Below are 24,970 nucleotides of genomic sequence, written 5' to 3'. Positions count from 1 at the left end.
CCATCAAGCTGTTCGGCGGCGAGCCGGCCAACTTCCTCGACGTCGGCGGCGGCGCCACCGCCGAGAAGGTCACCGAGGCCTTCAAGATCATGCTGGCCTCGCCCAAGGTGAAGGCCATCCTGGTCAACATCTTCGGCGGCATCATGCGCTGCGACACCATCGCCGAGGGCGTGATCGCGGCGTGCAAGGCGGTCAATCTGCAGGTTCCCCTGGTGGTGCGCATGAAGGGCACCAACGAGGAGCTGGGCAAGAAGATGCTCGCCGAGTCCGGCCTGCCCATCATCAGCGCCGACACCATGGCCGAAGCCGCGACGAAGATCGTCGCCGCCGTCAAGTAACGCAAGCCGTCTGCCAGAGAGAACCGACATGAGCATCCTCATCAACAAGGACACCAAGGTCATCACCCAGGGCATCACGGGCAAGACCGGCCAGTTCCACACCAAGGGCTGCCAGGCCTACGCCAACGGCAAGAACTGCTTCGTCGCGGGCGTCAATCCGAAGAAGGCCGGTGAGAGCTTCGAGGGCATCCCCATCCATGCCAGCGTGAAGGACGCCAAGGCCGCCACCGGCGCCACCGTCAGCGTGATCTACGTGCCGCCCGCAGGCGCAGCCGATGCAATCTGGGAAGCGGTCGAAGCCGACCTCGACCTGGTGATCTGCATCACCGAAGGCATTCCCATCCGCGACATGCTGATGGTGCGCAACAAGATGAAGCGCAAGGAAGCGCAGGGCGGCAAGAAGACGCTGCTGCTCGGCCCCAACTGCCCGGGCCTGATCACGCCCGACGAGATCAAGATCGGCATCATGCCCGGCCACATCCACCGGAAGGGCCGCATCGGCGTGGTGTCGCGCTCCGGCACGCTGACGTACGAAGCGGTCGCCCAACTCACGGAAATCGGCCTCGGCCAGTCCAGCGCCGTCGGCATCGGCGGCGACCCGATCAACGGCCTGAAGCACATCGACGTGATGAAGGCCTTCAACGAGGACCCGGACACCGACGCCGTCATCATGATCGGCGAGATCGGTGGCCCCGACGAAGCCGACGCGGCGCGCTGGTGCAAGGCCAACATGAAGAAGCCGATCGTCGGTTTCATCGCCGGCGTCACCGCGCCCCCGGGCAAGCGCATGGGCCACGCCGGTGCGCTGATCAGCGGCGGCGCAGACACCGCCGACGCCAAGCTCGCCATCATGGAAGAGTGCGGCTTCACCGTGACCCGCAACCCGTCGGAGATGGGCCGACTGCTCAAGGGCCTGCTCTGACCCGAACCGGCACCGAGCGCAAGGGCCGCCGCTGGCGGCCCTTTGCATTGGCGGCTGCGTAGTTCCACGAACCGGACCGCCTCTCCGCCCGCCTACACTGACCGACTGCTGCGTTGTCCCCGCCCGCCAGAGGATCCGATCCCCATGGAACAGTTCATGACGCCCGAGTTCTGGGTCGCCGTCGGCCAGATCATCATGATCGACATCCTGCTCGGCGGAGACAACGCGGTGGTCATCGCGCTGGCCTGCCGCAAGCTGCCCCCCAATCAGCGCACGCAGGGCATCATCTGGGGAACCGCCGGAGCGATCATTCTCCGCGTCGTGCTGATCTTCTTCGCGCTGACACTGTTGGCCATTCCCTACCTGAAGATCGTCGGCGCGTTGCTTCTCGTCTGGATCGGCGTCAAGCTGATCGCGCCGGACGACGAGGGCGGCCATGGCGACATCCAGGCCAGCGACAAGCTCTGGGCCGCGGTGAAGACGGTGATCGTGGCCGATCTGGTGATGAGCGTGGACAACGTCATCGCCATCGCCGGCGCCGCCGAGGGTGCGGGTGGCGACCACAAGATGCCGTTGGTGATCTTTGGCCTGCTGGTCAGCATCCCGATCATCGTCTGGGGCAGCCAATTGGTCATCAAGCTGATGGACCGCTTCCCATCGATCATCACCATCGGCGGCATGCTGCTGGGCTGGATCGCGGGGACGATGGCCGTCACCGACCCGGCGGCGATCGGCTGGGTGCCGACGCAGCCTGCCGAGAACGCCGGCGCGGTGGCCCAGGTCGCCGATGCCGTGCGCTACGGCGCCGGTGTGCTCGGCGCATTGATCGTGCTGGCGATCGGGAAGTGGGTGGCCTCCCGGCAGCCGCGGAGCGCCGAGCCTCAAGCCTGAGGTCAGGCTCTGCCAACAGTGGCGGGACCGGGGCCTGTGCTAAGGTCCTCGCAGCCATGGCTTTCCCCATCGTCGACGCTGCGTCGCTGAGCGCGCTGCTCGCCGGCTTCGCGCTGGCGGCATGGCATACCCTGTGGCTCGGGCCGCGCCTGAGCGTGCAGGCCGCATGGGCCACCGCCATGCTGCTGGCAGCGCTGAGCCTCGCCGCAGCGACCTGGGTCCCGCAACCCTTGGCCATGCTGGGGCCCGCCGCTGCGGTGCTGTTCGGCCAGCTGGGGTCGAGACGGCTGGCGCCGCGAAGGTTGCCCGTGCCGACGCCGACCGTCGCCACCGCGGAGACTCCGCCCGGCGCCACGCCGGTCGCCAAGCCGATGCCGGTCACTCTGGGTCGCTACCGCATCGACAGCGAGATCGGCCGCGGCTCGATGGGGGCGGTCTACCTCGGACGCGACCCCCAGATCGGTCGGCAGGTGGCGATCAAGACTCTCACGCTGAGCCGCGAATTCGCCGGCGACCAGCTGGCCGAGTCGCGCCGGCGCTTCTTCCGCGAGGCCGAGACGGCCGGACGGCTGCAGCATCCGGACATCGTGACGATCTTCGACGCTGGCGAGGCGCAGGATCTCGCCTACATCGCCATGGAGTACATCAGGGGCGAGGATCTGCAGCGCCACACGGCGCCAGGACGGCTGCTCCCCGTGCAACAGGTACTGGAAATCGTCGCACGTGTCGCCGATGCACTGGCCTACGCGCACTCGCAGGGTGTCGTGCATCGCGACATCAAGCCGGCCAACGTGATGGTCGACCTCGCCGGCGGCCTCGTGAAGGTGACCGACTTCGGCGTGGCGCGGCTGGACGATGCGAGCCGCACGCGGACCGGGGCGGTGATCGGAACGCCGTCGTTCATGTCGCCCGAACAGCTGGCCGGCCGTCACTTCGACGGCCGCGGCGACCTGTATTCGCTGGGTGTCATGCTCTTCCAGCTGCTCACCGGGCGACTGCCCCACGAAGGCGAGTCGATGGCCGAGCTGATGAGGCGCATCGTCAACGAGCCGGCGCCCGACGTGCGCGGCCTGCGGCCGGAGCTGCCACACGCGCTCGCCGACGTGGTGGCGCTGGCGTTGCAGAAGCGGCCCGAAACGCGCTACGCCGACGGGGCGCAGATGGCGCAGGATCTGCGCGCGGTCGCTGCGGTCTTGCGCGCACCCGCCGCGCCCGCACCCACCCCAAGTGACGGGTTCGAGAAAACCGAGACCTTCGGCCGCGTGGAACCAAGGCACAATTCCGGCTCATGAGAGCCAGTGCCGGGCGGCGCAAGCCCGGCCGCCCTGCCCATGCCCCTGCCCGACGCCGACCCGACCATGACCCTGGAGTTCTTCAGCGCGACCGACACGGGACGGGCACGCAACAACAACGAGGACTCGGTCGCCGTCGATGAAGACTCGCAGCTGATCGTGCTGGCCGATGGCATGGGCGGCTACAACGCGGGCGAGGTGGCCAGCGGCATGGCGACCTCCTTCATCAAGAGCGAGCTCGGACGCTGGCTGTCGGAGGCCTCGGACAATGCGTCGGACACCGACGTCCGCCGCGCGATGGACATCTGCGTGGACAACGCCAACCGTGCCATCTTCAACGCCGCCAACTCCAATCCGCAGTACGCCGGCATGGGCACCACGCTGGTGGTCGGTGTGTTCCGGGAGGGCCGGCTATTGATGGGCCACGTTGGCGATTCGCGCGGCTACCGGCTGCGCGGTGGTCGGCTGGCGCAGATCACTCACGACCACTCGTTGCTGCAGGAGCAGATCGACTCCGGGCTGATCACCGCCGAGCAGGCTGCCTTCTCGGCGAACAAGAACCTCGTCACCCGGGCCGTGGGGGTGGAAGATACGGTGCTGCTCGAGACCCACCTGCACGACGTCTTGCCTGGAGATCTCTACCTGCTGTGCTCGGACGGCCTGTCCGACATGCTCGACGACGACAGCATCGCGCAGCTGTTGCAGACCAGCGACGTCCTGGGCGAAGTCGCTGCCGCGCTGGTAGACGCCGCCAATGACGCAGGCGGAAAGGATAATATCTCGGTGGTTTTGGCGAGGGTGCGCGGCCCGGCTGGCCCGGCGCGATCTTGGTGGCCCTTCCGGCGCTGACGGCGCACCTGGGCCCGCAGAACATACAAGACAGAGATCACGAGGACACAAGCATGGGCAAGCTGGTCGTATCGCTGGACGGTGTGGTGATCAAGGAAGTGCAGATCACGAAGGACAAGACCACGCTCGGCCGGCGACCGTACAACGACATCGTGATCGACAACCTTGCGGTCAGCGGCGAGCATGCGGTGCTGCAGATGGTCGGCGCCGACGTCTTCATCGAGGACCTGAACAGCACCAACGGCACCTACATCAACGGCAAGGCGATCAAGAAGCAGCTGCTCAGCCACAACGACACGGTCGAGATCGGCAAGTACAAGATCAAATACCTCGTCGAGGACGGTACCGACTACGAGAAGACCATGATCATGAAGCCCGGCGCGGCCCCCGCCGCAGCCGGCGCACAGGCCTACCAGCAGACCCAGGGTTTCGGGGCTTCGGGCTTCGGCTCGCTGGGAGGCAGCGGGTCCGGCCCGGCCTCGATCAAGGTGCTCAACGGCGCAGCGGCCGGCCGCGAGGTCATGCTCACCAAGGTGGTGACCACGGTCGGCAAGCCCGGGGTGCAAGTCGCCTCGATCACCAAGCGTCCGGGTGGCTACGTGCTGGCCCATGTCGAAGGCGCGCTGCGCCCGACGGTGAACGGCAGCCCGGTGACGGGCGAGACGGTGCAGCTGAAGAACGGCGACGTGGTGGAGCTCGCCGGCACGCAGATGCAGTTCGTCCAGGCCTGACAGGCGGAGCGTGCAGCGAGCGCTGCGCCTCTCGCGGCAGATTGCCATCGACGAGGTGCGCTTGCGCACCGCCATGCCTGGCACGCGCGACATGCGCGTCGGCCGCTGGCAGTGGCTGTGCCCATCGCCGGATTCTTCAACGCGCTGGCCGACCCCGAACATGCGCAGCGCGCCGAGCAGGCGCGCCATGGCCGTGCGCGTGGTCGGACCCACCGCGGATGGCGCGGAAGCGGCTGCACGGGGACCGGTCTGGGCATCGGCATCAACGGCGGGCTGGTCTGCGTCGGCGAGGTGGCTTCCGACATCCGCCGCAGCCAGACCATGGTGGGCGATGCGGTGAATCGGGCTTCGCGCATCGAGGCGTGGACGCGTGTCTACGGCGTCGACGTCCTCGTCGGCGAGAGCATGCATGCGGATCTCCGAGATCGCCTCGTCCTCGGCGAAGTCGTGTTCGCGTCAGAGACGAGGAACCGGCCGTGACGCTTTTCACGCCGGTGACAGCGGCCGCTGCGCGCGATGCGTGGTTCGGCGAGGAAATGCGACTTTGGCAGCTTGCGCTCGCCAGCCACCGCCAGCAAGATGCCAAGCAGGCGCTGACTTCGTTGGAACGGCCGAATAGGCACTTCGGCGACTTCGAGCTCAGCAGTCTGTACAGTCAACTCGGCGATCGCATCGCCCGTTGGGAAAGCCAGCCCCGAGCCGCCCGGCTGGGATGGCTCCGCACCTTCGACAGCAAATGATCTTCCACGTCCTCGGCTGTTCGGGCTCCATTGCAGCCGGCTGCAGGACCACCGCATTCCTCGTCGACGACGACATGCTCGTCGATGCCGGCACCGGCGTCGGCGACCTGCCGCTCGAGGCGCTCGCGCGCATCGACCACATCCTCATCAGCCACTCGCACCTCGACCACGTACTGTCCATCGGGCTGCTCGCCGACAGCGTGATGCGTGTGCGCAGCGCTGCCGGTCGCGGACCGATCCAGGTGCATGCGCTGCCCGAGACGCTGGCCGCGCTGCGCGCGCATGTCTTCAACGGCGTGATCTGGCCTGACTTCACGCGCCTGCCGAGCGCCGAGCAACCGATTCTGCAGCTCGTGCCCTTCGCGCTGGGCGAGCAGCTCACGCTTGGCGGCAAGCGTGTCGAGGTGATCAGCGCATCGCACACGGTGCCGGCCTGCGGCTTCGCGGTCGACGGCGGCGACGCCGGCTGGTGGGTCTATACCGGCGACACCGGGCCGAACCCGGCGCTGTGGATGCGCCTGCGCCACATGAAGATCGCGCACCTGGTGATCGAGACGGCCTTCAGCGACGAGGAGCGCCAGCTGGCCTACATCAGCCGCCACCTCTGCCCCGCGGCGCTCGGCCACGAACTCGCGCAGCTGCCCGGCAGCGTCGAGGTGCACATCACCCACATCAAGCCCGGCGAGATGGAGGCGGTGATGAGCGAAATCGGCAAACTGGCCAGCGGCCACCGCATCCGTGCGCTCGCCGCAGGCCAGACGATGGTGCTCGGCACATCGTGACGCAGGCCGCGAAGCGCCGGAACAACGGGCCTGCGGGCCCGTTGTTCGTTGGAGCAGGGACGGCCTGGTGGGGTGACCATTTGCGTCAGTCATGACCCGGTCCGTCCGGACGGCCGCCAGGCCAGTGACTGTTTGCGTCAGCCTTCAGGCTGCATTTCACGGATTTGCAGGCCGATTCGGGTGGCACGCCGTTCGCATCGAAAAGGCCGTGTCCTCTCCCAACCCCTCAGGAGTCCTCATGAAGCGTCGTATCCAACAAGGTTTCACCCTCATCGAACTGATGATCGTCGTGGCGATCATCGGCATCCTGGCCGCCGTCGCACTGCCGGCCTACCAGGACTACACGATCCGCGCGAAGGTCACGGAAGGTCTGTCGCTGGCGTCGGCGATCAAGGCCGACCTGTCGAGCAGCTATGCGGCTGACGGCATGCCCGGCGTGGCGGCCTACGCGGCCCAAGTCGCTCTGGCGCCCCCGACCTCCAAGTACGTGACCAGCCTGGGCGTCACGGGCGGTACCGGTGTGATCACCATCACCTACAACGCCGCCAACGTCGGCAACGCCATCGGCGGCAACAACATCCTGACGCTGACGCCGTACCTGGCCGTGTCGGGCGCCGCTCCGGTGCCGCTGGCCGCAGCTCCCGCCGGCTCCACCGGCTCGGTCGACTGGGCCTGCGCCTCGCAGCTGGCTGTTGCCGCCACCAACCGCGGCCTGCCCGCGCCGGCTACGCTCGGCACGCTCGACCCGCGCTTCGCCCCGGCCGAGTGCAAGTAATCGGTTGACCCTGCGCCTCGCTGGCGCAGCGGACCGTCACGATCAACCGGCGCGCAGCGATGCGCGCCGGTTTTTCTTTGCGCTTCCCGGATTCGCCCACAATCCAGCCGCCATGACCCTGACCGACACGCTTCGCGCTCGCCTGCTCGCTGCCGGTGCGCACCTGGCCGTGTCGGCGCTCATCGCCGCCGGCGTGGCCGCCGTCACCCTCGGCCTGTGGTACCCCGGAGCCTTTGCCGAGATGGCTGGTGGCCGCCGCCTGTTCCTGCTCATCCTCGGCGTGGACGTGGTGATGGGGCCGCTGCTCACGCTGGTCGTGTTCGACCGGCGCAAGCCGCGCGGCGAGCTGGTCCGCGACTTGGCGGTCATCGCCGCGCTGCAGCTCGGCGCACTGGCCTACGGCTTGCACACCCTCTACGTGGCGCGCCCGGTGGCGTTGGTGCACGAGCCCGGACGATTCCGCGTCGTCGCGGCGAACGAGGTGCAGCTCGACGACCTGCCGAATGCCAGCGAGGCGTTCCGCCAGCTGTGGCTCGACGGTCCGCGCATCCTCGGCACACGCCCGACACGGCCCGAGGAGCGACTCGGCTCGCTCGAACTGGCCCTGAAGGGCTACGACGTCGGCCAGCGGCCGAGCCGCTGGCGGCCCTATGCAGAGTCGCGCGAGACCATCCTGGCCGAATCGAAGCCGGTGTCGGAACTGTTGGGCCGCCACGCCGAGCGCCAGCAGGAATTGCGCACCCGGCTCGCCGAACTGAATCTGCCGCCCGATCAGGCGCGCTACCTGCCGGCGGTCGCGCGCGGGGACTGGGTCGTGCTGCTCGATGGCCGCGGCGACATCGCCGGCTACGCGCCCTTCGACGGCTTCTGAGGACGCGTCCGGCCATCGGTGCAGCGACAATCGCGCGCATCCTCATTGTCCGGCGCCGTCCGTCCATCCGATGCCCTCCGGTCACCGCGACGCCCCCGTGCTCGCGCCTGAATTGCAGCTGGCCGCCGCTGCGGCCGCGGTGGCCGCGCCGGCGCTGATCGCCTTCAATGTTCCCCCATCGTCCACCTTCCTGAACCAGGCGGCCGCGTTGGTCGGCTGGGGCTTGTGGCTGATGCTGTTGACGACGTCGCTGCCACGGCGCGCGGGGGCCCGCGACTCCGGCACGCTCGCGCTGACCGCGGCGCTCGCGCTGCTGGCCGGGGCGGCGCTGGTCTCGCCGCTGTGGACCGGCTTGCCGTCGACCTTGTCGCTGTCCGCCCTGGGCATGATCGCGGCGGCCCTGCTCACCGCCCGCGTGGCGACCGCGCTGCAGCACGCTGGTCAGGGCGAACAGGCCTTCGCTGCTTTCTGCTTTGCCCTGCTGGCGGCCGGCATCGCCAGCGCGTTGATCGGACTGGTGCAGGTCTACCTGCCCCAGTGGGCCGACGGCGACTGGATCGCCGTGAGCGCGCTGGGCGACCGCGCGGTAGGCAACCTGCGCCAGCCCAACCATCTGAGCAGCCTGCTTCTCTGGGCGATGATCGCCGTGCTGTGGCTGGCCGAGAGCGGCCGCCTGCCGCGACCCCTGGCGCCCGCCATCCTGATGGTGCTGCTCGCCGGAGTCGTGCTCACGGCCTCGAGGACCGGCATGGTCGGTGCCGTCCTGCTGGCGCTGTGGGGCGTGGTGGATCGGCGGCTGTCGCCCGCTGCGCGCGTGCAGTTGTGGCTGGTGCCGCTGGCCTACGCGCTGATCTACGCCGTGGTGGCCGCGATCGCCCATCAGCATGACGCGGTCTTCGCCGGCGAGACGCGCCTGCATGCGGGAGGCGACATCTCGAGCTCGCGTTTCGGCATCTGGGCGAACACGCTGTCGCTGATCGCCGCGCACCCCTGGGCCGGCGTGGGCTTCGGCGAGTTCAATTTCGCCTGGTCGCTCAACGCGTTCCCGGGTCGGCCGACCGCATTCTTCGACCACACGCACAACCTGCCGCTGCATCTGGCGGTGGAGCTCGGCCTGCCGCTCGCGGCGTTGGTGGTCATCTTGCTGCTGTGGGCGCTGTGGCGGGCTTGGCAGCTCGCGAGGCAGGGCGAGCGCGGCGACATCGCGATGCGCCGTGCCGCGCTGGCGATGGTGCTGATGATCTCGCTGCACAGCCTGCTCGAGTACCCGCTGTGGTACGCCTACTTTCTGCTGCCGGCGGTGTTCGCCTTCGGGCTGGCGCTGGGTGGAGCGGCGCCTGCCCCTGCAGCTCCGACCGCGCCGCGTGGCGGCTCGCTGCTCGTCGCCGCCACGCTGTTGATGCTCGGCGGTGCTGCATCGATCTACGACTTCCAGCGCGTGGCGGTGATCTTCTCGCCGCCGGCCGACGCCGCGCCCTTGTCGCAGCGCATTGCCGAGGGGCGGCGCAGTTGGTTCTTCGGCCACCATGCCGACTATGCGGCGGCGACCACCGCCGCGCATCCTGCGCTGGAGATGGACGCCTTCGAGCGTGCGCCGCACTACCTGCTGGACACGCGCATCATGATCGCCTGGGCCACTGCGCTGGACGAGGCCGGCCAGACCGACCGTGCGCGCCACCTGGCCGCGCGCTTGCGGGAGTTCCGCAATCCGCTGTCGCAGGAATTCTTCGCGGCCTGCGACAAGCCCGTGCCGCCGGGCGGCACGCCGCCCTTCCAGTGTGCCCCGCCGCAGCGTCGCTACGACTTCAGCGACTTCCGCTGAGTACGGCGGTCAGGGCTGCGCAGCCATCCAGTCGCCGCTCTTGCCGCCGTGCTTCTCCAGCACGCGGATGCCGTCCATCACCATGCCGCGGTCGGCAGCCTTGCACATGTCGTAGACGGTCAGCAGGCCGACCTGCACGGCGGTGAGCGCCTCCATCTCGACGCCGGTGCGGCCGAGCGTCTCGACCTGCGCGGTGCAGCGCACGCTGTTGCCGGCGGCATCGATCTCGAAATCCACGGCCACGCGCGTGATCGGAAGCGGGTGGCACAGCGGGATCAGCTCGGAGGTGCGCTTGGCGGCCTGGATCGCCGCGATGCGCGCCACGCCGATCACGTCGCCCTTCTTCGCCGTGCCACACTGGATCAGCGCCAGGGTGGCCGGCTGCATGCGGATGATGCCGGTGGCGCGCGCGATGCGATGGGTCTCGCTCTTGGTCGACACGTCGACCATGTGCGCCTGGCCCTGGGCGTCGAAGTGCGTCAATGGGGAGGTCATGGGAGGAAACACTCGGGAAACGTTTCGGGGGCATCATAGCGACGCATCGGACCCCGCCGTGGCGGTGGTCCCCACATCCGTGCCGAAGACGATCCCCCTCTCCCGTCGACTGCTGGCCGCCCTGTGCGCCGCCTGCCTGCTGGTGCCGGCGTCCCCGCTGCGTGCGCAGAACAACCTGCCCGCGCTGGGCGACGCGGCGACCGAGGACTTCGGCGTCGCCACCGAGCGCCGCGTGGGCGAGCAGATCATGCGCGAGATCCGGCGCGACCCGGACTACCTCGACGACCCGCTGCTGCTCGAGTACGTGCAATCGTTGTGGTCGCCGCTGGTGGCGCAGTCGCGCAAGGAGGGCCACATCACGCCCGACATCGACGCGCGTTTTACGTGGGAGGCTTTCCTCGTGCGCGACCGCAGCGTCAATGCCTTCGCACTGCCCGGCGGCTACATCGGCGTGCACCTCGGCTTGATTGCCATCACCGCCACGCGCGACGAGCTCGCTTCGGTGCTGGCGCATGAGCTCACCCACGTCACGCAACGGCACATCGCGCGCGGCATCACCAACAGCAAGCGACAGACGCTGATCGGCCTGGCGGCGATGATCGTCGGCATGATCGCCGCCAGCCGCGCCGGCAGCGTCGACGCCGCGAACGCGGCGATCGCCGGAGGGCAGGCGGCCTCCATCCAGGGCCAGCTCAACTTTTCGCGCGACATGGAGCGCGAGGCCGACCGCATCGGTTTCCAGCTGCTCACCGGCGCGGGCTTCGCGCCGTCGGGCATGGCGACGATGTTCGAGAAACTCGATCAGGCCTCGCGGCTGAACGACAGCGGCGGCTTCCCCTATTTGCGTTCGCACCCGCTGACCAGTGAACGCATCGGCGAGGCGCGATCGCGGCTCGGCACCGCGCAGGAAAGACCTGCGCCTGGGCCGGGCGGCGCGAGCTACGAGCATGCGCTCGCACAGGCCCGGGCGCGTGTGCTGATGGACACGCGCGTCGACGCGCTGCGCCGCTGGCAGGCGCTCGATGCGCCGCGCAGCGACCTGACCGCGCCGCAGCGCCTGGCCGACGCGTACAGCAGCGCGCTGGCCTCGATCATGCTTCGCGACGCGGAGCGCGCCGACGGCTCGATTGCCCGTGCGCAATCGGTGCTGGCCGACACCTCGCGCAACGAGGCGAGCGCTGCGCGCTGGCTGGCGATGCTGCAGGCGCAAGCGAGGCTGGCGCGCCACGACGCGGCCGGCGCGGCGGCGAGCCTGAAGCCGTTGTCCGGAGACACCAGCCGGCCGGCCATGCTGATGAGTGCTGAAGTGGCGCTGGCGGGGGCTGGCGGCGAAGCAGCGCTGCGACGCAGCGCCGAGGACCTGCAGACGCGCGTGGCCACGCAGCCGACCGACGCCTTCGCCTGGGCCACGCTCGGTCGCCTGTGGGCCAAGCTCGGTGAGCCGCTGCGCGCGCTGCGCGCCGAGGGCGAGGCTTTCTACGCGCTGGGCGATCTGCGCGGCGCAGCGGATCGATTGCGCGCTGGCCAGCGCCAGGTGCGGCCTGGCAATCCAGCCGACTTCATCGAGGCTTCGGTGATCGACGCGCGGCTGCGCGACATCCAGTCACAGCTTCGGCAACTGATGGCCGAACAGAACGAACAGCGGCGTTGAGCTGCTGAACCGAGCCGGCGACCGTGCGATCAGGAGGCTCGGCCGGCATTCGGGAACAGGCGTTCCATCGCCACGTCGATCACCATGCCAATCAGGCTGTAGATCAGCGAGCCGATCAGGGCGGCGGCGAAGCCGGCGACCGCAAAGCCGTCGAGCACCTGCGCGGCGGCCCAGAACATCAGCGCGTTGATGACGAACAGGAACAAGCCCAGCGTCAGCAGCGTGACCGGCAATGTCAGCAGCACCAGCAGTGGCCGCAGCAGCGTGTTGAACACGCCGATCACGAAGGCGGCGATCATTGCCGATCCAAAGCTCGTGACGGAGACGCCGGGATAGAGATAGGCCACCAGCAACAAAGCCGATGCCAGCAGCAGCCAGCGGACGATGATCTTCATGGCGGGAAGAATAACTCGATTCCCCCGAATGTCATGGGGGCAAGCCGTCTGCGCCGATAATCCGCGATGCTGAAGGGGGAGTAGCGAACGGTGCAAGGCCGTCGCGCAGCCCGTCAATCCGTCGACAGCCTCGCGGCTGTCGGCCGGGCTCGCAGTCCGCGCGGAGCAGACCTCCGACTGGAACCCCGCAAGACTCTTCGGCACCCTTCTCGGCGGCTTCGTGCTGCCGGATCGAGTGCTTGACAACAAGGAGTCTTGTCCATGAATACCGTGGCGCCGGATTGGCTGTGGGCGTTCTTCATCGTATCGGTGCTGGTGGCACTGTTCGTCGATTTCGTCGTGCTCAAGAAGCAGGGCGCGCACGAGGTCACCGTGCCCGAGGCCATCAAGTGGTCGGTCATCTGGGTGCTGCTCAGCCTCGCCTTCAACGCCCTCTTCTGGTGGGCGCTGAAGACGCATGACGACCCGGCCGTCGCCGCCGAAGCGAACACGCGCGCGTTCGAGTTCCTCACCGGCTACCTGATCGAGAAGTCGCTGGCCGTCGACAACATCTTCGTCTTCCTGATGATCTTCACCTACTTCGCGGTGCCGCCGGCCTACCAGAAGCGGGTGCTGATGATCGGCATCGTCGGTGCGATCGTGTTGCGCACGGTGATGATCCTGGTCGGTGGCATGCTGATCGCCAAGTTCCACTGGATCCTCTACGTGTTCGGCGCCTTCCTGCTGCTCACCGGCATCAAGATGTGGTGGGCCGCCGGCAAGGAGCAGGACCTCGAGGACAACCCGGCGCTCAAGCTGCTGCGCCGCGTGATGCCGGTGTCGAAGGAGTTCGACGGCGAGAAGTTCTGGACGCTGGAGAACGGCAAGCGCATCGCCACGCCGCTGCTGATGGTGGTGGTGCTGGTGGGTATCACCGACGTGATCTTCGCGGTCGACTCGATCCCGGCGATCTTCGCGATCACCGACGATCCGTTCATCGTGCTGACCTCGAACATCTTTGCCATCCTCGGCCTGCGCGCGATGTTCTTCCTGCTCGCCGCGATGGCGGCGAAGTTCCACCTGCTGAGCTACGGCCTGGCGGTGATCCTCGTCTTCATCGGCACCAAGATGCTGCTCATCGACATCGTCAAGGTCCCGGTGCTGCTGTCGCTGGGTGCCGTGGTGGCCATCCTCGCCATCACCATGGTGTGGAGCGTGCGCACGGCGCCCAGGCTGCCCGAGGCCAAGCCCAAGGCGTTGCCGCAGTCGACCTGAGCGGCGCGCCCGCGCCGTCGTCGCGCCCTTCTTCTTGCACCGAATCGACGCCTCCGCCCGCCACGACCTCACGCCCGCGCAGCGCCGTGCCGTGGTCGCCGCCATCCTCGTGCTGCATGGGGCAGCAGCCTGCGGCTTGATGCAGGTCGACGCCGTGCGCGAGGCGGTGGCGCAGGTCGGGCCCATGTTCGTCGACCTGATCGTGCCGCCGGCGCCCGAGCCACGGCCCGAACCCGCGCCACCGCCACCAGCCAGGCCAATGGCGAAGACACCGCGGCCGCCAGCGCCGACGCTGGCGGCCGCCCCTGCGCCGGAACACGACCCCTTCGCCGTCGAAAAGGGGCCGCACGAGCCGGAGCACCCGGCTCCCCGCGAGCTGCCGGCGACGGTGGTCGAGGCGTCCCTGCCACCCGCGCCGCCACCACCGCCGGCGCCGGTCTACCCGCGCGCCTCGCGCAGGCTCGGCGAGAGCGGCCGTGTCACCGTGCGCGTGTTCGTCGGCGCCGGACTGAACGCACGCGGTGCCGATCGCCCGGTGGGTCTGGCGGCGGATTCGAAGATCTTCGCGCCGCACGACCTCACCGCCGACGCCATGGCCCAGTACAACGCCGGGCCGCTGAGCTTCAAGCTCAACCTCACCAACCTGACCGACGAGCACCACGCCGACCAGCTCTACCCCGGCCACTACATTCCGGGCAAGCCGCGCACTGTCCAGCTGACCACGGCGATGGCGTTCTAGGCTGGCCCACGCTGCTGCACATCCCCGAGGTGCTGGCCGGCGGGGCGCTGGCGCGCACGCAGGCTCTGCTGGCGCGCGCAAGCTGGGTCGAGGGCCGCGTTACTGCAGGTGCCCAGGCGGCCTCGGTGAAGAACAACCAGCAGGTGGACGCCGGCAGCGCCGAGCTGCCGGAGCTGCAGTCCATCGTGCTCGCGGCACTGGAGCGCCACCCGCTGTTCTTCTCCGCGGCGCTGCCCAAGCGCGTGCTGCCGCCGCTCTTCAACCGCTACGGAGGCGCGGCGAACAGCTACGGGGCCCATGTCGATCAGGCGATCCGCTACCACCCGGACGGCGTGCAGCGCGTGCGCACCGACGTGCCTTGCACATTGTTCCTCGCCGAACCGGCCGACTACGACGGCGGCGAGCTGGTCATCCAGGACACCTACGGCGAGCCGCGCATCAAGCTGCCGTCCGGCGACCTGGTGCTCTACCCTGGCACCAGCGTGCACTGCGTCGAGCCGGTGACGCGCGGCTTGCGCGTCGCGAGCTTCTTCTGGATCGAGAGCCTGGTGCGCAGCGACGCCTGCTGTACGAGATGGACGTGGCGCTGATGCGGCTGCGCACCCACCACGCCGAGACCGAGGAGGCGGTGGCGCTGACCGGGACGTATCACAACCTGCTCCGACTGTGGGCGGACACGTGAGCGCGAAGAACACTGCCGGCATCGTTTCGCTGGCCGATTACGAGGCGCAGGCGCGCCAGGTTCTCGACGATGGGACCTGGACCTACCTGTGCGGCGGCGCCGCCGACGAGCGCACGCTGCGCGCCAACCGAGAGGCCTGGGCGTCGTCGTGGCTGCACTCGCTCGCCCAAGGTCACATGCGCATCGAACTGCTCGGACGCACGCTGGCGCACCCGATCCTCGTCGCGCCGGTGGCTTGGCAGCGCCTCGCGCACACCAGGCTGCCGCTGCTGCTCAAGGGCGCGCTGCACCCCGACGATGCGCGGCTTGCGCGTCAGCATGCCGTCGATGGACTGATCGTCTCCAACCACGGCGGCCGCACGCTCGACACCGCGCTGCCCACGGCCTGGGCGCTGCCGCGCCTGTCCGATGCGGTGGGCGATGCGCTGCCGCTGCTGGTCGATGGCGGCATCCGGCGCGGCACCGACGTGCTCAAGGCGATCGCGCTCGGTGCGCGCGCCGTGCTGGTCGGCCGTCCGATCGTGCAGGCGCTGGCCGTCGCAGGCGCGCATGGTGTCGCGCATGCACTGCGTCTGCTGCGCGATGAAGTCGAGATCGCGATGGTCTTGTCGGGTGTCGCGGAGCTCGCCGAAGTGCATCGCGAGATGCTCTTCGACGCACCTCGAAGCGCCCTGGGAGCTCCCTGGGAGCGTCCCAGGTGACGTGCAAGCGCGACAAAAGCGCGTCTTGCCTCGACAAGATCAACGTTCTTCGAGTGAAAACTGCTTCTCAATGCAGCAGTGACGCATTACCATTCGCTCCGCACGGTGCTATGGAGAAATGAGGTTCCATGCGAGCCTCGCCCATCCCGGGCACATCAACCAGACTTTGATGGAGAGAATCAACATGGCAACTGCGAAGAAGGCTCCCGCCAAGAAGGCGGCAGCGAAGAAGGCCCCGGCCAAGAAGGCGGCTCCCGCCAAGAAGGCCCCGGCCAAGAAGGCGGCTCCGGCCAAGAAGGCTCCCGCCAAGAAGGCCGCTCCTGCGAAGAAGGCCAAGGCTCCCGCCAAGAAGCGCACCCCGAACGCCGCATTCCTGAAGCCCATGACGCCGAGCTCCGCGCTCGCCGCGATCATCGGCGACAAGCCGCTGCCGCGTACCGAGGTGACGAAGAAGGTGTGGGAGTACATCAAGAAGCACGGCCTGCAGGACAAGATCAAGCGGACGCTGATCAACGCCGACGCCAAGCTGAAGGAGGTCACCAAGCAGGCGCAGGTCTCGATGTTCGAGTTGACCAAGTACGTCAACGCCCACCTGAAGTGAGCGTTGCCGCTGCGGCCTGCGGGCCGCGCGGTCTCGAAGCCGGCGCACTGCGCCGGCTTTTTATTTGGCGCCTCAGCGCGCAGCCGGTTGTGGCGGCAAGCCGAACAGCCGCGCCCCGTTCTCCCAGGCAATGCGCCTCGCTGCAGGCTCGGGCAGGTCGGCGAGCCAGCGCCGCGCATCGTCCATCAGCCCTTCGTAGCCGGCCCAGCGCGCGTTGATCCAGGTGTCCGAGCCGACGAGGAAGCGGTCGCTGTAGCCCATCAGCAGCGCCTTCCATTCCGCGCTCAGGCCGCCGCCGGAGGCGGTGAGTCCGGGCCGGTACGACAGCTCGCCCATCAGCTTCGGGTACTTCGCCATCAGCGCGCGCACGCGTTCGGCCGGCGCGCCGCCGATGCCGGTGTGCGCCCAGATCAGACGTGCGTCCGGTGCATGCGCCATCAGCAGGTCGATCGCGCCGTCGTCCACATGGGCGAGCACGGCGAGGTCCTTCGCCTGCGCGAGCTGCATCAGCTTGCGCGCCACCGGCCCGTTGGCGTTGGCGCTGTCGTAGAGGTGGAACTCACCGAGGCCGCGATAGGGTCCGGCGGCGGTGCCGGCGGCCAGCTCGCGTTGCACCATCTCGTAGATCGTCTCGTCTTGGAACCAGCCGGTGTAGTCGGCGCGGTTGCGGTACAGGCGGATGAAAGGCACCACCGTCACGCCGGCGGCCTGTGTCTTCTCGCCCGCGCTGGCCAGCGACTTGGTGCCGTCGTTGGGCCGGCTGTTGGCGATGATCGCGCGCACGCCGCTGCGCTGCATGCGGCCCAGCGCGTCGTCGAGCGGATGTGCCGACATCCAGGCTTCGTCGTTGTAATGCAGGTGGGCGTCGAACAATGGTCCTGCATAGCGCTGCGCCTGCACGGTGGCGGCGCCGCCGAACAGGGCGAGCGCGAGCAGCAGCGTGCGCCGCATGGCCGTCAGCCGCGCGCCAGCCGGCGCTGCACGAAGTCCAGCCGGTCCTGGCCCCAGAAGATCTCGCCGTCGATCACGTAGCTCGGCGCGCCGAACACGCCGGCGTCGATGGCGCGTTGCGTGTCCGTCTCGTAGCGCTCTTGCACGGCCTGGCTCATCGAGTCGTCGCGACGCCGGCCGGGCAGACCTTCCTCCTCGAGCATCATCGCCAGTTCTCGGGCGTCGGCGATGTTGCGCTCGTCGACCCACACGCCGCGCAGGATGCGTCCGGCCAGGCGCATCGCCGCATCGCTGCCTTCGTGCATGTCGACGGCGATGATCAGCTTGGCGGCATCGTCGGCGTTGACCGGGAAGTACTTCGGTTGCAGCACGATCGGCCGGGCAAGGTACTCGCTGAATCGCTTCAGCTCGACCAGCCGGTAGGCCTGGCGCTGGGGCGCGCGCTTGGACAGCGGCAGTCCGCCGGAGACCGGAAACACCTTGCCGCCCAGGTCCACCGGCAGCACGTGGACCGTCGCGCCAGCCGCCTTGGCGATCTGCGCGAAGCGCTCGTGGCCGAGGTAGGTCCAGGGCGAGTTGGGGGCGAAGTAGTAGTCGACGCTCGACGCCATCGTGGTCTCCTCGGTTGAGTGGGCGCAGTCTAGCCAGCGCCGCCTCGACCCGCCGCGCGAAGGGGTGATGGCGTCGCGGGCGTGGTCAGGCGCGAGGCGCGCCCAGCGCCTTCGTGCTTTCGTCGACCCACTCGGTGGCCATGTGGGTCATGGTCTCGGCAATCTCGTTCCAGCAGCGCCAGGCGAGGTCGGTGTCGAAGCGCCACAGGTCGCCCTCCAGCGCGAGCAACTGCGGCGTCTCGGCGGCGCCGTGAATGCGCGCGCGCCAAGCCTCGTGACGCCGGCGCGCCGCGCGCGTGCTCTCGAGCAGATAGCGGTGCATCGCTTCGGCACTTTCCAGCATCGCCACCATGCCCAGCGTGGTGCATTCGAGCTGGCGCCTGAGCGCAGCGGTCCAGGGGTCGTCCTCGCGCCGAGGGGACGCGGGGGCGGCGGGGCGACGGATCGAGGCCATGACGGATCTCCGGGATCGAGCTGAAGGTGCGGTCAATCTACGGCGATCGGACGGGGCGCGCGCTGCGCGGGGTCAATGCGCCGCCGCGGCCGCGCAGGGATGGAGCGAGCAGCGGCGACACGAGGCCGGAACGGCAGGCCGTGGCGCGTCAATCGCGCAGCAGCGGCGCCAGGTAGCGCCCCGTGTGGCTGGCCGGATTCGCCGCCACGTCCTCCGGCGTGCCCAGCGCCACCACCTGGCCTCCGCCCGCGCCGCCTTCCGGACCCATGTCGACGATCCAGTCGGCCGTCTTGATGACGTCGAGGTTGTGCTCGATCACGACGATGGTGTTGCCGGCGTCGCGCAGCTGGTGCAGCACTCGGAGCAGCAGGTCGATGTCGGCAAAGTGCAGCCCGGTGGTCGGCTCGTCGAGGATGTACAGCGTGCGGCCGGTGTCGCGCTTGCTCAGTTCCAGCGCGAGTTTGACGCGCTGCGCCTCGCCGCCCGAGAGCGTGGTCGCGCTCTGGCCGAGGCGGATGTAGCCCAGGCCCACGTCGAGCAGGGTCTGCAGCTTGCGCGCGATGGTGGGCACGGCACTGAAGAAGGCGTGCGCGTCCTCGACGGTGAGGTCCAGTACCTCGGTGATGTTCTTGCCCTTGTACAGCACCTCCAGCGTTTCGCGGTTGTAGCGCCGGCCGTGGCAGACGTCGCAGGGCACGTAGACGTCGGGCAGGAAGTGCATTTCCACCTTGATCACGCCGTCGCCCTGGCAGGCCTCGCAACGCCCGCCGGCAACGTTGAAGCTGAAGCGACCCGGGCCGTAGCCGCGCTCGCGCGCCGTCGGCATCTCGGCGAACAGCTCGCGGATCGGCGTGAACAGTCCCGTGTAGGTGGCCGGGTTGCTGCGCGGCGTGCGGCCAATCGGACTCTGGTCGACGTTGATCACCTTGTCGAAGGCGTCCAGCCCGTCGATGGCATCGTGCGGTTCGGCCTCGGTGTGCGAGTTGTAGAGCTTGCGCGCCACGGCGGCGTAGAGCGTGTCGTTGACCAGCGTGCTCTTGCCCGAGCCGGACACGCCGGTCACGCAGGTGAAAAGGCCGACCGGGATCTCGACGTCGACGCGACGCAGGTTGTTGCCGCGCGCGCCGACGATCTTCAGCACCTGCGGGTCGGTGCTGTCGGCGAGCGTGCGGCGCCTGGCTGGCACGGCAACTCGCAGCGCGCGGCCCAGGTAGCGGCCGGTGAGTGAATCGGGGTTCGCCGCCACCTCGTCGGCCGTGCCCTGCGCGATCACGCGGCCCCCGTGCACGCCGGCACCGGGGCCGAGGTCGATGACATGGTCGGCGGCGCGGATCGCGTCCTCGTCGTGCTCGACGACGAGCACGCTGTTGCCGAGATCGCGCAGGTGGCGCAGCGTGCCGATCAGTCGTTCGTTGTCGCGCTGGTGCAGCCCGATGCTCGGCTCGTCGAGCACGTACATCACGCCGGTCAGTCCGGAGCCGATCTGGCTGGCCAGGCGGATGCGCTGCGCTTCCCCTCCCGACAGGCTGTCGGCGCTGCGGTCGAGGCTCAGGTAGTTCAGGCCGACGTCGTTGAGAAACTTCAGCCGCGAGCGGATCTCGCGCACCACCTTGTCGGCGATCTCGGCCTTGGCGCCGACGAGCTGCAGCGATTCGAAGTAGTCCAGGCACTCGCGCAAGGTGAAGTGCTCGACGCGATAGATCGGCTCGCGCGGCGCGTCCTTCGCCTCCGCCCCGCTGACCAGGAACACGTTGCGCGCCTCGCGGCGCAGCCGCGTGCCCTGGCAGTCGGGGCAGGGCTTGGCGCTCTGGTAGCGCACCAGGTCCTCGCGCACCGCGGCCGAGTCGGTCTCGCGGAAGCGGCGCTCGAAGTTCGGCAGGATGCCTTCGAAGGGATGCCAGCGCTTGACCACGCGCTGCCTGCCCTTGGCGCCCTCGGCCTGGTAGACGAACTCCACGTCCTCCGTGCCCGAGCCGTGCAGCAGCACCTGCTGGGCCTTCTTCGGCAGTTCCTCGAAGGGTGCGTCGATGTCGAAGTCGTAGTGGCGCGCCACGCTCTCCAGCAGCGAGAAGGTGTAGGCATTGCGCCGGTCCCAGCCCTTCACCGCGCCGCTGGCCAGGCTCAGCGACGGGAAGGCGACCACGCGCTCGGGGTCGAACACCGTCACCTGGCCCAGGCCGTCGCAGCTCGGGCAGGCGCCGACCGGCGAGTTGAAGGAGAACAGGCGCGGCTCGAGTTCCGGCAGCGAGTAGCGACACACCGGGCAGGCGAACTTGCTGGAGAACAGGTGCTCGGTGCCCGAGTCCATCTCCAGCGCGATGGCGCGGCCTTCGGCGATGCGCATGGCAGCCTCGAAGCTCTCGGCCAGGCGCTGCTGCAGGCCAGCCTGCACCTTGACGCGGTCGATCACGACGTCGATGTCGTGCTTCTCGGCCTTCTTCAGCCTGGGCACCTCCGCGGCTTCGTAGGCGGTGCCGTCGACGCGGAAGCGCACGTAGCCCTGCGCCTGCATGTCGGCGAACAGCTCGACGAACTCGCCCTTGCGGTCGCGCACCACCGGCGCCAGCACCATCAGCCTGGTGCCCTCGGGCAGCGCCAGTGCGGCGTCGACCATCTGGCTGGCGCTCTGGGCGCGCAGCGGCATCTCGTGGTCGGGGCAGAAGGGCGTGCCGGCGCGCGCGTACAGCAGGCGCAGGTAGTCATGGATCTCGGTGACCGTGCCGACGGTCGAGCGCGGGTTGTGCGAGGTCGCCTTCTGCTCGATGCTGATGGCCGGCGACAGGCCCTCGATGACGTCGACGTCGGGCTTGTCCATCAGCTGCAGGAACTGCCGCGCGTAGGCCGACAGGCTTTCGACGTAGCGGCGCTGGCCTTCCGCGTACAGCGTGTCGAAGGCGAGGCTGGACTTGCCCGAACCCGACAGCCCGGTGATCACCACGAGCTTGTGGCGCGGGATGTCGAGGTCGATGTTCTTGAGGTTGTGCGTGCGTGCGCCGCGCACGCGGATCATGGGCGATTCCGGGCTGACGGGCGCAGGAGAGGTGGGCATCGGGTCGCGGCGGCGCAAACCGCCCATGATAGCGATGCGACCCCGTGTGGGCTCAGGGGCCCACGGCGTCGAGAGAGGACTGCAGGGTCGCCATCTGGCCGCGGGACAGCTCGGCCGATTCGGTCTTGCCGCCACGCGTCAGCCGCATGCCGCCAGGCCCCAGCCGCAGCAGCGCACGCACCACGCCGCCGCGCGTGAAGCGCAGCGTGGTCGTCGTCTGATCCGCGCCCACCGCGCCGGCCTGCCAGGACGTTCGCGCCGCGCGGTCGGCCTGCACGATCCACTCGAACATCGCGTCGTCCATCGCACGCTCCTCGCCCTCGTCGCGCTGCCAGGTCCAGGACTCGAGCTGGCGGCGCATCTCGAAGCGCAGGTTGCTCAGGCCGGGCCTCTCGAGGTAGGCCGAGGCGGCCGGGGCTGCAGCCACCGCGGCGCGCCCGGCGAGGGCGCCCGGTGCGGCGGCATCCGCCGGGGGAGGCGCCGACGGCGCGGTCTGGGGCGTGGCCATGCGGGCGACGGCGGTCTCGCGGCGCTCGGCGGACTCGCGCTCGCGGGCGGGAGGTTCGGTGGCGGCACCAAGGGCTGCCGCCGGCGCGGCGGCGAGCTTCGGCGGTGGCGACGGCGCCTCCGCCTTCGGCACGGCCGGCGCTTCGCTCGGCTTGCGGGCCACGAGGTCGTCGGGCGCCGCGGCGGCAGCGCGTTTCGCTGCCTCGGGCAGCCCAGCGGGCGACGTCGAGCTCACGGCAAGGGGTTCGTCCGAGGTCGGCGTGGGCGCCACGGCGACGGGCTCCTCGCGTGGCGGCAAGGCTTCCTCGAGCGGCTGGTCCCACCACATCACGCCGACCACGGTGGCTACCATCAGCCCCGCGAAACCGGCGGCCACCGGCGGCCGCGCCAGCCAGGCCCAGATCGCGGCGAAGGCTCCCGGGCCGGCCAGCGTGGCGGTCGCCGGCCGCTCCACACGCGGCGCCACCGCCGCGCGGCCCATGCGCAGGATGGTCTCCTCGAGCTTGGGCGGCGGGCCGTCCTGCGCATCGGGCGCATGGCGCAGCGCCTCGCGCAGCCAGGCGTCGTGCGGCACCGCATCGTTGTCGTCCGCCGGTCTCATCGGCTCGACTCCGGAGCGAGGTAAGCGCCCATGCAGGTGCGCAGCTTGCTCATCGCGTAGCGCAGCCGCGTCTTCGCCGTCTCGAAGCCCACCTCCAGCGCGTGCGCCACTTCGGCGAGAGAGAGCCCGTCGTCGTGGTGCAGCAGGAAGGCGCTGCGCTGCGCCAGCGGCAGTTCGTCCAGGCAGGCGAGCAGCTTCTCGCCGGCACGCCGCCAGAAGGCGAGCTCGTCGCCCTGCAGCGTGGCCGAAGCCGGTGCCGGCCAGTGCTGCCAGGCGGTGGCATCGGGCTGCCAGGGTTGCCCGTCCTCGCCATCATGGGCATCGAGCGCGACCTCGCGTCCGCTCTGCCGCAGCAGATCGACGGCGCGGTGGTGTGCCAGCGTGAACAGCCAGGTGCGAAAGCTCGCCCCCTGCGGTTGCCAGCGCGCGCGCGCCTGCACGACGCGCAGCCAGGTGTCCTGGAACGCCTCGTCGACCTGGGCCGCATGGGCGCCGCCGAGCAGCCGGCGCAGGAAGCGGTACAGCGGCAGCCGGTGGCGCGCGTAGAGCTGCTCGAACGCGTCGGCCTCGCCGCGCACGTAGGCGGCCATCAGCGTGTCGTCGTCCTCGGGGCTGGCGTCCATTGCAGCGGGAGTCTGCCTGATCCGCGGCTGATACGGCCAGCGCGCGCGAACGGGGTGATCTCCATTTGTTCGCCAAGCCCGTCACCCCGCCGGTCCGTCCGGCCCGTATCACGCCATGCCCCCTCATCAACGGATGGAGAACACCGATGGGATCGAAACGCCTTGCCCTGCGCCTTGCCGCCGCGCCCGTCGCGGCCGCGCTGGCCCTGCTCGCCGCCTGCGCCGCGGTGATCGACGCGCCGCTCGCGCATGCGGCGCCTGCCGACTGGCCGCCCGCGTGGCAGGACCCGCCCATGCAGCAGCCCGACTTCGCCGTGCCGCAGTTCGAGCCGCCGAGCGCGAACCACTGCCGGCAGGCGCCGACCACGCGCGAAGTGCCGGGCGGCGCGCGGCACGGGGGCCGGCGCGACCTGGCCGACGACCTGGCCGCCTCGTCCGCCGAAGCGCGCGCATCGCGCCGCGCCGAAGCGGCGAAGAGCCTCGCCGCAGGTGCGCCGGCCCCGGCCGCTGCGCCCGTCGAGCGCGAGTCTGCCGCTGTCACGCGGCAGGCGCCCCCGCCATTCCCTGACCGCCCCCGGCCGCCGCGCACGGAGACGGTGACTGCCGGCATGGTCGACGACAACGCCGACTTCGGCGAGTACCTCGCCTACCGGCAGCGCCGCCTCGGCCTGCCGGTGCGCGAGCGCGACGTCACCGAGCGCTACCTGCTCGAGGTGAGCGACGCCGCAGGCCGTCCGGTGCACGACGCCGAGGTCGCGGTGCAGCGCGCTGGCCGCCACGAGCCGGTGATGTGGGCCCGCACCGACACCGGTGGCCGCGTCTGGTTGCACCCGCGCGCCTTCCTCGCCCCCGACGCGGCCGACCGCTCGCTCGGCATCGCGGTGCGCAAGGGCTCGGCCTGGTCGCGGGCGACGCTGGTGCGCGGCGAGCGCGCCGCCCTGCAGGTGCGACTGGGCGGCGCGTCTGCGCTCGTGCAGCGCCCGCGTCTGGACCTGGTCTTCCTGGTCGATGCCACGGGGTCGATGGGCGACGAGATCGCCAAGCTGAAGGCTTCGATGCGTGCGATGTCGCAGCAGATCGCGCAGTTGCCCGGCCAGCCGGACGTCTGCTGGGGCCTGGTGGCCTATCGCGACCGCGGCGATGCCTTCCTCACGCGCAGCCACGACTTCACCGACGACCTTGGCGCCTTCCAGGGCGTGCTGGCGCGCGTGCAGGCCGGCGGGGGTGGCGACACGCCCGAGGCGCTCAACGAGGCGCTGCACGAGACGGTGCACCGGCTGAGCTGGCGCCGCGACGCGGCGCGCATGGTGGTGCTGGTGGCGGATGCACCACCGCACCTCGATGACGGCGGCCCGCAATACGACGTCGACATGCAGGCCGCGCTGGCCAAGGGCATCAAGCTGTTTGCCGTGGGAGCCAGCGGGCTCGACCCGGTGGGTGAATACGTCTACCGGCAGATCGCGCAGTACACCGCGGGCCGTTTCGTCTTCCTCACCTACAAGGAGGCGAGCGAGCCCGGCAGCGGGCCGGGCACGCAGACGCCGCACGACGTGCGCGGCTACTCGGTGCAGACGCTGGACAAGCTCATCGTCAGGCTGGTCGGCGACGAGCTCGCGAAGCTGCCGCGGGGGTAGCATGGCGTC

At 69.6% G+C, this 24,970-nt stretch carries 25 protein-coding genes and 2 pseudogenes; 19 read left to right on the top strand and 8 right to left on the bottom strand.

Annotated features, from left to right (window positions below; all coding sequences use genetic code 11):
* The 12 genes and pseudogenes from sucC to Q0599_RS21190 form a co-directional block, all read left to right on the top strand.
* A pseudogene (gene sucC, locus Q0599_RS21245) lies at positions 1-338 on the top strand (succinate--CoA ligase subunit beta); the annotation flags it as partial.
* A 28-nt stretch (positions 339-366) separates the two neighbouring features.
* Complete coding sequence (sucD, locus tag Q0599_RS21240) at positions 367-1,260, top strand: succinate--CoA ligase subunit alpha (protein ID WP_298834078.1); 894 nt, start codon at positions 367-369, stop codon at positions 1,258-1,260.
* Between the two features lie 144 nt (positions 1,261-1,404).
* Positions 1,405-2,151, top strand: coding sequence for a TerC family protein (locus Q0599_RS21235; RefSeq protein ID WP_298834074.1), 747 nt, complete (start codon positions 1,405-1,407; stop codon positions 2,149-2,151).
* Between the two features lie 56 nt (positions 2,152-2,207).
* Positions 2,208-3,443 carry a serine/threonine-protein kinase gene (locus tag Q0599_RS21230; RefSeq protein WP_367180981.1) on the top strand — a complete coding sequence of 412 codons (1,236 nt, stop codon included), beginning with the start codon at positions 2,208-2,210 and terminating at the stop codon, positions 3,441-3,443.
* Between the two features lie 66 nt (positions 3,444-3,509).
* Complete coding sequence (locus Q0599_RS21225; protein WP_298834119.1) at positions 3,510-4,292, top strand: Stp1/IreP family PP2C-type Ser/Thr phosphatase; 783 nt, start codon at positions 3,510-3,512, stop codon at positions 4,290-4,292.
* Between the two features lie 53 nt (positions 4,293-4,345).
* A complete protein-coding gene (locus Q0599_RS21220) occupies positions 4,346-5,023 on the top strand; it encodes an FHA domain-containing protein (protein ID WP_298834072.1) in 678 nt (225 codons plus the stop codon).
* Positions 5,024-5,134: 111 nt separating this feature from the next.
* Positions 5,135-5,503, top strand: coding sequence for an adenylate/guanylate cyclase domain-containing protein (locus Q0599_RS21215; protein WP_298834070.1), 369 nt, complete (start codon positions 5,135-5,137; stop codon positions 5,501-5,503).
* Positions 5,500-5,763, top strand: coding sequence for a hypothetical protein (locus Q0599_RS21210; RefSeq protein ID WP_298834068.1), 264 nt, complete (start codon positions 5,500-5,502; stop codon positions 5,761-5,763). Before Q0599_RS21215 ends, Q0599_RS21210 begins: the two co-directional genes overlap by 4 nt.
* Positions 5,760-6,545, top strand: coding sequence for a 3',5'-cyclic-nucleotide phosphodiesterase (locus Q0599_RS21205; protein ID WP_298834066.1), 786 nt, complete (start codon positions 5,760-5,762; stop codon positions 6,543-6,545). Before Q0599_RS21210 ends, Q0599_RS21205 begins: the two co-directional genes overlap by 4 nt.
* A gap of 238 nt (positions 6,546-6,783) precedes the next feature.
* Positions 6,784-7,320 (top strand): pilin, encoded by a 537-nt coding sequence (locus Q0599_RS21200; RefSeq protein ID WP_298834062.1) that lies wholly within the window; start codon positions 6,784-6,786, stop codon positions 7,318-7,320.
* Between the two features lie 112 nt (positions 7,321-7,432).
* On the top strand, positions 7,433-8,191 hold the full coding sequence (locus tag Q0599_RS21195; RefSeq protein ID WP_298834059.1) for a pilus assembly protein: 759 nt from the start codon (positions 7,433-7,435) through the stop codon (positions 8,189-8,191).
* A gap of 70 nt (positions 8,192-8,261) precedes the next feature.
* Complete coding sequence (locus Q0599_RS21190) at positions 8,262-10,013, top strand: O-antigen ligase family protein (RefSeq protein WP_298834056.1); 1,752 nt, start codon at positions 8,262-8,264, stop codon at positions 10,011-10,013.
* A gap of 9 nt (positions 10,014-10,022) precedes the next feature.
* Here Q0599_RS21190 and moaC read toward each other — a convergent pair whose 3' ends face one another.
* Positions 10,023-10,508: a cyclic pyranopterin monophosphate synthase MoaC gene (gene moaC, locus Q0599_RS21185; protein WP_298834051.1), complete on the bottom strand. Its 486-nt coding sequence runs from the start codon at positions 10,506-10,508 to the stop codon at positions 10,023-10,025.
* A 58-nt stretch (positions 10,509-10,566) separates the two neighbouring features.
* On the opposite strand from moaC, the gene Q0599_RS21180 reads away from it, so the two are divergent.
* Positions 10,567-12,159: a M48 family metalloprotease gene (locus Q0599_RS21180; protein ID WP_298834048.1), complete on the top strand. Its 1,593-nt coding sequence runs from the start codon at positions 10,567-10,569 to the stop codon at positions 12,157-12,159.
* Positions 12,160-12,188: 29 nt separating this feature from the next.
* On the opposite strand, the gene Q0599_RS21175 is transcribed toward Q0599_RS21180, so the two are convergent.
* Complete coding sequence (locus Q0599_RS21175) at positions 12,189-12,554, bottom strand: phage holin family protein (RefSeq protein ID WP_298834046.1); 366 nt, start codon at positions 12,552-12,554, stop codon at positions 12,189-12,191.
* Positions 12,555-12,815: 261 nt separating this feature from the next.
* On the opposite strand from Q0599_RS21175, the gene Q0599_RS21170 reads away from it, so the two are divergent.
* The 5 genes and pseudogenes from Q0599_RS21170 (at position 12,816) to Q0599_RS21150 (ending at position 16,531) form a co-directional block, all read left to right on the top strand.
* Positions 12,816-13,808, top strand: a complete 993-nt coding sequence (locus Q0599_RS21170) for a TerC family protein (RefSeq protein ID WP_298834044.1) — start codon at positions 12,816-12,818, stop codon at positions 13,806-13,808.
* A gap of 34 nt (positions 13,809-13,842) precedes the next feature.
* The gene (locus Q0599_RS21165; RefSeq protein ID WP_298834041.1) at positions 13,843-14,547 is read left to right on the top strand and encodes a hypothetical protein; all 705 of its coding nucleotides are present in this window, start codon (positions 13,843-13,845) and stop codon (positions 14,545-14,547) included.
* Between the two features lie 11 nt (positions 14,548-14,558).
* Positions 14,559-15,229 (top strand): annotated as a pseudogene (locus Q0599_RS21160) (Fe2+-dependent dioxygenase).
* Complete coding sequence (locus tag Q0599_RS21155; RefSeq protein WP_298834038.1) at positions 15,226-15,930, top strand: alpha-hydroxy-acid oxidizing protein; 705 nt, start codon at positions 15,226-15,228, stop codon at positions 15,928-15,930. The pseudogene Q0599_RS21160 and the gene Q0599_RS21155 overlap by 4 nt, the downstream one beginning before the upstream one ends.
* A 184-nt stretch (positions 15,931-16,114) precedes the next feature.
* Entirely contained in the window at positions 16,115-16,531 is a 417-nt protein-coding gene (locus Q0599_RS21150; RefSeq protein ID WP_298834034.1) for an SWIB/MDM2 domain-containing protein, read from the top strand.
* 72 nt (positions 16,532-16,603) lie between these two features.
* Here the strand turns inward: Q0599_RS21150 and Q0599_RS21145 are convergent, their stop codons facing one another.
* From Q0599_RS21145 to Q0599_RS21120, 6 genes are all read right to left on the bottom strand, one after another.
* Positions 16,604-17,482 carry an amidohydrolase family protein gene (locus Q0599_RS21145; RefSeq protein WP_298834031.1) on the bottom strand — a complete coding sequence of 293 codons (879 nt, stop codon included), beginning with the start codon at positions 17,480-17,482 and terminating at the stop codon, positions 16,604-16,606.
* 5 nt (positions 17,483-17,487) lie between these two features.
* Complete coding sequence (locus Q0599_RS21140; RefSeq protein ID WP_298834028.1) at positions 17,488-18,093, bottom strand: 2-hydroxychromene-2-carboxylate isomerase; 606 nt, start codon at positions 18,091-18,093, stop codon at positions 17,488-17,490.
* Positions 18,094-18,178: 85 nt separating this feature from the next.
* Entirely contained in the window at positions 18,179-18,547 is a 369-nt protein-coding gene (locus Q0599_RS21135) for a hypothetical protein (protein ID WP_298834025.1), read from the bottom strand.
* Positions 18,548-18,695: 148 nt separating this feature from the next.
* Positions 18,696-21,557: an excinuclease ABC subunit UvrA gene (gene uvrA / locus Q0599_RS21130; protein WP_298834022.1), complete on the bottom strand. Its 2,862-nt coding sequence runs from the start codon at positions 21,555-21,557 to the stop codon at positions 18,696-18,698.
* A 91-nt stretch (positions 21,558-21,648) separates the two neighbouring features.
* Positions 21,649-22,704 (bottom strand): hypothetical protein, encoded by a 1,056-nt coding sequence (locus Q0599_RS21125; RefSeq protein WP_298834019.1) that lies wholly within the window; start codon positions 22,702-22,704, stop codon positions 21,649-21,651.
* A complete protein-coding gene (locus Q0599_RS21120; protein ID WP_298834016.1) occupies positions 22,701-23,327 on the bottom strand; it encodes a sigma-70 family RNA polymerase sigma factor in 627 nt (208 codons plus the stop codon). The genes Q0599_RS21125 and Q0599_RS21120 overlap by 4 nt, the downstream gene beginning before the upstream one ends.
* 146 nt (positions 23,328-23,473) lie before the next feature.
* Between Q0599_RS21120 and Q0599_RS21115 the strand changes: the two genes are divergently transcribed.
* Positions 23,474-24,961: a vWA domain-containing protein gene (locus Q0599_RS21115; RefSeq protein WP_298834013.1), complete on the top strand. Its 1,488-nt coding sequence runs from the start codon at positions 23,474-23,476 to the stop codon at positions 24,959-24,961.
* Positions 24,962-24,970 lie beyond the last annotated feature (9 nt).

The sequence above is a fragment of the uncultured Piscinibacter sp. genome, assembly GCF_937952055.1.
Classification (GTDB): Bacteria; Pseudomonadota; Gammaproteobacteria; order Burkholderiales; family Burkholderiaceae_C; genus Piscinibacter.
Note: the sequence above shows the minus strand (reverse complement) of the source record. Positions and strands in the feature narration are given on the sequence as shown.